The organism is Pedobacter insulae, assembly GCF_900113525.1.
Classification (GTDB): Bacteria; Bacteroidota; Bacteroidia; order Sphingobacteriales; family Sphingobacteriaceae; genus Pedobacter; species Pedobacter insulae.
In genome coordinates this window covers 234386-240535 of the sequence record NZ_FOPP01000008.1, presented here as the reverse complement: position 1 = coordinate 240535, position 6150 = coordinate 234386, and the positions used below count along the sequence as shown (strand labels likewise).

Annotated in this window: 5 protein-coding genes and 2 tRNA genes; 3 read left to right on the top strand and 4 right to left on the bottom strand. The window is 38.1% G+C overall.

What is annotated here, in order from left to right; genetic code table 11:
* Nucleotides 1-455: 455 nt before the first annotated feature.
* A complete protein-coding gene (locus BM207_RS14455) occupies nt 456-734 on the bottom strand; it encodes a hypothetical protein (RefSeq protein WP_090995703.1) in 279 nt (92 codons plus the stop codon).
* A 4-nt stretch (nt 735-738) separates the two neighbouring features.
* Nucleotides 739-1629, bottom strand: a complete 891-nt coding sequence (locus BM207_RS14450; protein WP_090995700.1) for a hypothetical protein — start codon at nt 1627-1629, stop codon at nt 739-741.
* 364 nt (nt 1630-1993) lie between these two features.
* On the opposite strand from BM207_RS14450, the gene BM207_RS14445 reads away from it, so the two are divergent.
* Nucleotides 1994-3565 carry a recombinase family protein gene (locus BM207_RS14445; protein WP_090995739.1) on the top strand — a complete coding sequence of 524 codons (1572 nt, stop codon included), beginning with the start codon at nt 1994-1996 and terminating at the stop codon, nt 3563-3565.
* Here the strand turns inward: BM207_RS14445 and BM207_RS14440 are convergent.
* Together BM207_RS14440 and BM207_RS14435 are read right to left on the bottom strand one after the other, a co-directional pair.
* A tRNA-Glu gene (locus BM207_RS14440) sits at nt 3528-3599 on the bottom strand. The genes BM207_RS14445 and BM207_RS14440 overlap by 38 nt on opposite strands.
* Before the next feature lie 30 nt (nt 3600-3629).
* Nucleotides 3630-3705: transfer RNA gene (locus tag BM207_RS14435), tRNA-Met, on the bottom strand.
* 111 nt (nt 3706-3816) lie between these two features.
* Here BM207_RS14435 and era point away from each other — a divergent pair.
* Together era and der are read left to right on the top strand one after the other, a co-directional pair.
* Nucleotides 3817-4704 carry a GTPase Era gene (gene era, locus BM207_RS14430; protein WP_090995697.1) on the top strand — a complete coding sequence of 296 codons (888 nt, stop codon included), beginning with the start codon at nt 3817-3819 and terminating at the stop codon, nt 4702-4704.
* Between the two features lie 142 nt (nt 4705-4846).
* Nucleotides 4847-6148 carry a ribosome biogenesis GTPase Der gene (der, locus tag BM207_RS14425; RefSeq protein WP_090995694.1) on the top strand — a complete coding sequence of 434 codons (1302 nt, stop codon included), beginning with the start codon at nt 4847-4849 and terminating at the stop codon, nt 6146-6148.
* The last annotated feature ends 2 nt before the right edge of the window (nt 6149-6150 follow it).

Sequence of the window (6150 nt, the reverse complement as noted above, 5' to 3'; positions counted from 1 at the left end):
TGTGTATTTCGGTAAAAGTGGCCACCATATTCCGTTCCAAACTGGCCACCCCAAAAGAAACCATAGCTTTTTGAATACCCTTTGAGCAGTTGCGTTAGATGCATCCAGATTGATGCTCACATACCAAAAAATCTTCCATAGATTTCCAAAACATATACCACATCCAATACTCTCGCTATGCTTTTGCTTCGCAAAAGGGCATAAGATCACCTCCAAGGTTGCAGAACCTAAGTCCCAGATTCAACACATCCAAGAAGAATAAAGCTTGCCCAATTAAGTCAATTTAACGCACTTGATTTCAACTTTAGACCTCAACTCGATACATGGAGTTCAAAACACTCTTTATAACGCTTAAAACCCCTTAAAATAAGCCAAGTGGTCACTTTTGACCGAAATGAGATGACCACTTTGGAGCGTAATATGTGGCCACTTTGGATAAAAAGAGGTGGCCACTTTTAGGATAACCCCCAGCTAAATAAGGTATTCTTTTTATCATTGGGCCTCGCCCTAAAAAATGGCATTTCGTAAGAATCAATATGTGGAGCAAGTAATGGGACGCAATCAAAGATCCAATAAAAGGAATTGATGGCACTGTCAAAAGTAGTTTGTGAGCCTGGCTGTGAAGTCAGATTTTTAAGATTTTCAAAATGATTTTTCAACTCTGGTAAATTGTCCTGAATGGCATTGATAAGAGATGTGTTTTGAGAAAAAGCATCAAAATTTCCAATAACCATATTTCTAATTTTTGATATTGTTTACAAACTGTTCAGTATTCGACGTCATCGAAACGGTTTTCGCTTTTCCTTTTACCATTGCCTCCGCTACGAAAATAATTTGGCCTTTTTTATTGGCAAAATAATCTGATTGAAGTACCCTAAAATGTCCTTTCCTGAAATGAGGGATTTTTGATGTCGGAGAATCCTGGATACCTTTGATTTTTTCGGATAACTGGAATGAGATGCTTCTATCTGTCTTGCCAACACTCTTTTCAAATAAATCTTTTGGTACACCATCAGCGACACAATCTGGAAAGCAATTCATATACGCAATTGTATTCAATGCAAGGCGAAACATCTTCAAAATTACCAATGAAACATTGTCATCTTTCTTATTCAAGTCTGTATAGTATTTGTCGGTCATGCGGCCGCCATTTTGGCCGTGCGAAAAATATAACTCTAATGAACCATCTTCCTCACTAACTAACGAAAAGGCATATCCATCGGCTTCATTAGGCACATGCAATGCAAATTTATATATGAAGTGTTCAGTTTGGGTGTTCGAATAATAACGGAAAATATCTCTGATTTCTCCATTTTCGTAAAGAAATTTTTTGATTCCTTCCAAATCAGGCAAACGTGTTTCCTCAAGAAAATCTCTCAGTGGCTTGTCAAGAAAGAAAATATGTAAGAGTTCTCCTTTGGAATCCTCTCTCCACAGTTCAAGTCCGGATATGATCAATCCTCTTGTTTCTTGAGTTTCATCAACCCCAAAAGGGCCTTTTAAAAGATTTGTTTTAAGCGAATAAAATATTTGCTCATCCGTGAGCTCGGGTGTAAGCTTCTTTTGAGTACCGTAAAGATGCTTCCAAAAATATTTTAATGGTTGGCTGTAATGTATTTTTCTGGCCATATCATTTTGATTTAAGCAGGCTCTTTAGCAAGAGCGAGTAACTTTCTAAGTTATGAATTATTTTTCACCAGTTCCGATTGTTCCTGACGCTAAGGGGTTCATTTTCTTGAGAATTACGAGATCAGAAGAATAAATCTGACACGCAAATGTATTTAGAAAAAAAGAACGTCACACCCCAACAAGCTGTAAAAATTCTGGAGAAAAACGGCATAAAAACTAATGAAAAGGAAGCAAAAAAGATCTTGGATTTCCTCTATATTTTGGCTATATTAGTGGTCAGGGAATACTTAGAGGAGGATTAATGGGGATTCTCCGCACTATCTCAATCCCATTAAAGCATTAATCTTTTTCTAATTTCTCTAACATGAAATCAGCAATTCTTTATGTCCGCGTAAGCACGGATGAACAGGCCAGACGAGGCTACTCCCAGCGTGATCAAGAAGACAGGTTACGCAATTATTGCGAAGCAAATGACATCGAAATCGAAGACATTTATCGTGAGGATCACTCCGCCAAAACATTCAACCGTCCAGAGTGGAACAAACTTTTGACGGTACTTAAAAAGCGAAACCATAAAAGGCAGTCCAGCAATATCCTCTTTGTAAAATGGGATCGTTTCAGCAGGAATGTCGAGGCTGCCTACCAAATGATCGGTTTACTCCGCACCATGAATACAAAAGCACTGGCAGTCGATCAGCCCGTGGATTTTACCGTTCCTGAAAGTAAGGTAATCCTTTCCGTATACCTGACCATTCCAGAAGTGGAGAATGACCGTAGGGCAATGAATGTTTTTTATGGCATGCGAAGGGCAAAAAAGGAGGGCAGATGGATGGGACATGCACCTTTAGGCTATATGAACAGGGTTACTCCAGATGGCAAAAAATACATTATGCCAAAGCCAAAGGAAGCCACATTGATGGTTTGGGTGTTTGAGGAACTATCTAAAGGGATTCTTAATGCCGAGCAGGTAAGAAAACTCGCTAATACAATGGGACTGAAATGTGAACGCAATAACTTTTGGAAACTCATTAGAAATCCCATGTATTGCGGATATATCATTATACCGCCACATGAAAATGAAGAGATTGAATTTGTAAAAGCTCTGCATGAGCCAATCATTAGCAAGTCCCTATTTTATGAAGTACAGGATGTGCTGAATGGAAATAAAAGACCAGTCGCCAAAAAAGCAAACTCGCTTGATTTATTACCATTAAGAGGCTTCTTAATCTGTCCCTTATGTGATAGGACGCTTACCGGAAGTGCGTCCAGAGGACGGCATGGCAGACGTTATCATTACTACCATTGCCAAGGCAGCTTCTGCAAATGCCGATTTAAAGCTGAAGAGCTTAATAAATACTTTGAGAGGCATTTGCTTAAATACAAACTATCTGAGCAATCTGCGGAATTGTTTAAGTTAGTCATTACCGATGTTTTTCAAAGGTCGAATAAGGGTCATTCTGACGAACGCAATCACATTCTATCATTGTTGGAAGAACAGGAAACAATACTATCAAACGCCCGAAAAAAATATGTGATGGAGGAAATTGATGATGAAGATTTCATGGAGCTCAAAAAAGAATGCAACACGAGCATTCGTAAACTGGAAGAACAACTCGCTGAACTTCCGAACAACCGCCAGGATTTAAAACCACTTCAAAATCTTTTGGATATAGTGATGGAGCGGTACAAAAACATTGACAAAAGGTATTCAAAGGCAGAAAATGACGAGAAAAGACAGATTATTGGTTCGATGTATCCAGAAAATATCCTTTTTGATGGAGAAGCACATCGAACCGCTCGTATGAGTGAGCCACTTACCCTTATCTTGCTGATAAATAAGCGATTATCGAGCATAAAAAAAGGGGAAAAGTTCTCTTTTAAGAACCTTTCCCCTGTCGTAGCCCGTAGGGGAATCGAACCCCTGTTTCCAGAATGAAAATCTGGCGTCCTCACCCCTAGACGAACGGGCCATTAAATAAGAAGTGTCATTCCAACTTCTTTGGTAGCGGGGACCAGACTCGAACTGATGACCTTCGGGTTATGAGCCCGACGAGCTACCAACTGCTCCACCCCGCACTGTATATTCAATTTTTTAGTTTCGTTAAATCCTTAACTCTTCCTCCGAATTGGAATGCAAAGATATAATTCGTTTCTTTGTGGTGCAAATTTATTTTAAAAAATATTTTTATGTCGCATAAAGCAGGTTTTGTAAGTATTATCGGTAAGCCCAATGTGGGTAAATCTACCCTCATGAATGCCCTTGTGGGCGAAAAGCTTTCTATTATCACTCCGAAAGCCCAAACAACTCGCCACCGCATTCTAGGAATTGTAAATGAAGAAGACTTTCAAATTGTTTTTTCAGATACACCGGGCATCATAAAACCACTTTATGGACTGCAAGATTCGATGATGACCGCTGTGAATGGTGCGCTTAGTGATGCCGACTTAATTCTTTTCGTAACTGATATCCACGAAAAACATGATGAAAACGATGTACTCGAAAAAATAACCAATAGCACAATCCCTTTAGTAGTCTTATTAAATAAAATTGACAATGCTACGCAAGAACAAGTAGATGAGAAATTTGCATACTGGCAAGAAAAATTAAACCCTAAACATATTTACGCAATCTCTGCGCTACACAAATATAATTTAGAAGGTATTTTGCCAATGATCCTGGAAAATATCCCTGAGCACCCTGCATTTTACGATAAAGAAGAATTAACAGATCGTAGTCAGAGGTTCTTTGTTTCAGAAATCATCAGAGAGAAAATATTCTTCAACTATAAAAAAGAAATTCCTTATAGTACCGAAGTAATTGTAACTGCATTTAAAGAAGAAGAAAGCAAAAGCGGACCTATGGTTCGAATTACCGCCGAAATAATTGTTGAACGTGATTCGCAAAAAAACATTTTAATAGGAACGGGGGGTGCGATGCTTAAAAAAGTAGGCATGGAAGCACGGAAAGACATCGAGAAATTTCTAGACACCAAAGTATTTTTAGAAACGTTTGTCAAGGTACTCCCAGACTGGAGAAGCAAAAAGAATTACTTGAAGAGTTTCGGTTACGATTAATTTACCGTACCTTTGCACTCCCTTATTGAAGGGTTAGTAGTTGATAGTCAAAATGTTTAGGAAATGTTTACGCTTTCAATTAGAATATTTAGGCAAACATTACAGCGTTTCAACATTATAAAACGCTCCAATAATAAACACCATGAGTAACATTATCGCAATCGTCGGAAGACCAAACGTAGGCAAATCTACCCTTTTTAATCGCTTAACAGAAAGTCGCAAAGCTATTGTAGATGATTTTAGTGGCGTAACACGCGACAGACATTATGGCAAAGCTGAGTGGACCAATAGAGAATTTACCGTAATTGATACTGGCGGTTATGTAGCCAACTCTGAAGACGTTTTTGAAGCTGCTATCCGTGAACAAGTAGTCATTGCTATAGAAGAAGCTACCGTGCTTTTGTTTATGGTTGACGTAACTACGGGTATTACGGATTTAGACGACGAAATTGCACAACTACTCCGCCGTAGTAAAAAACCGGTATTTATTGTCGTAAATAAAGTAGATAACCATCAATTAGAAAACGACGCTACCGTATTTTATGGATTTGGTTTAGGAGAGATATACACCATCTCATCAATGACTGGATCTGGAACGGGAGATTTGCTAGACCAGGTGATTACTCACTTCGAAGATATTCCTGAAGAAGAAAATGCTTTACCTAAGATTACGATTGTTGGAAGACCAAACGTTGGTAAATCTTCTTTAATAAATGCGTTAATTGGTAAAGACCGAAACATCGTAACACCAATTGCAGGTACCACACGCGACTCGATCCATATTCATTATAACCAATTCGGTCACGAGTTTATGTTTATCGATACCGCAGGTTTACGCAAAAAAACCAAGGTTAAAGAAAACATCGAATTTTATTCGGTTATGCGTACTATTAAAGCGCTTGAAGAGGCCGATGTAGTAATGCTGATGATTGATGCAGAAGATGGCTTAGAGTCACAAGATGTAAACATTTTCCACCTGGCAGAGAAAAATAAAAAAGGAATTGTTATACTCGTAAACAAGTGGGATCTAATTGAGAAAAACAATAAGACCATTAAAGAATTTGAAGATCAAATTCGCTATAAACTCCAACCTTTTACTGACGTGCCTATTGTATTCATTTCAGTATTGAACAAGCAACGGATTTTTAAAACAATCGAAACGGCTTTAGAAGTTCATAAAAACAGAGCAAAAAAGATTCCTACCTCGAAATTAAACGACATCATGTTGCCAATTATCGAGAACTATCCCCCACCAGCACTAAAAGGAAAATACATAAAGGTTAAATATATCACACAGATTAATGCAAGCTCTCCAATGTTTGCCTTTTTCTGTAATCTGCCACAATACATTAAAGAACCTTATAAACGTTTTATAGAAAACAAGCTTCGTGAGAACTTTGATTTTGCAGGAGTGCCTATACAGATATATTTCAGACAAAAATAGCT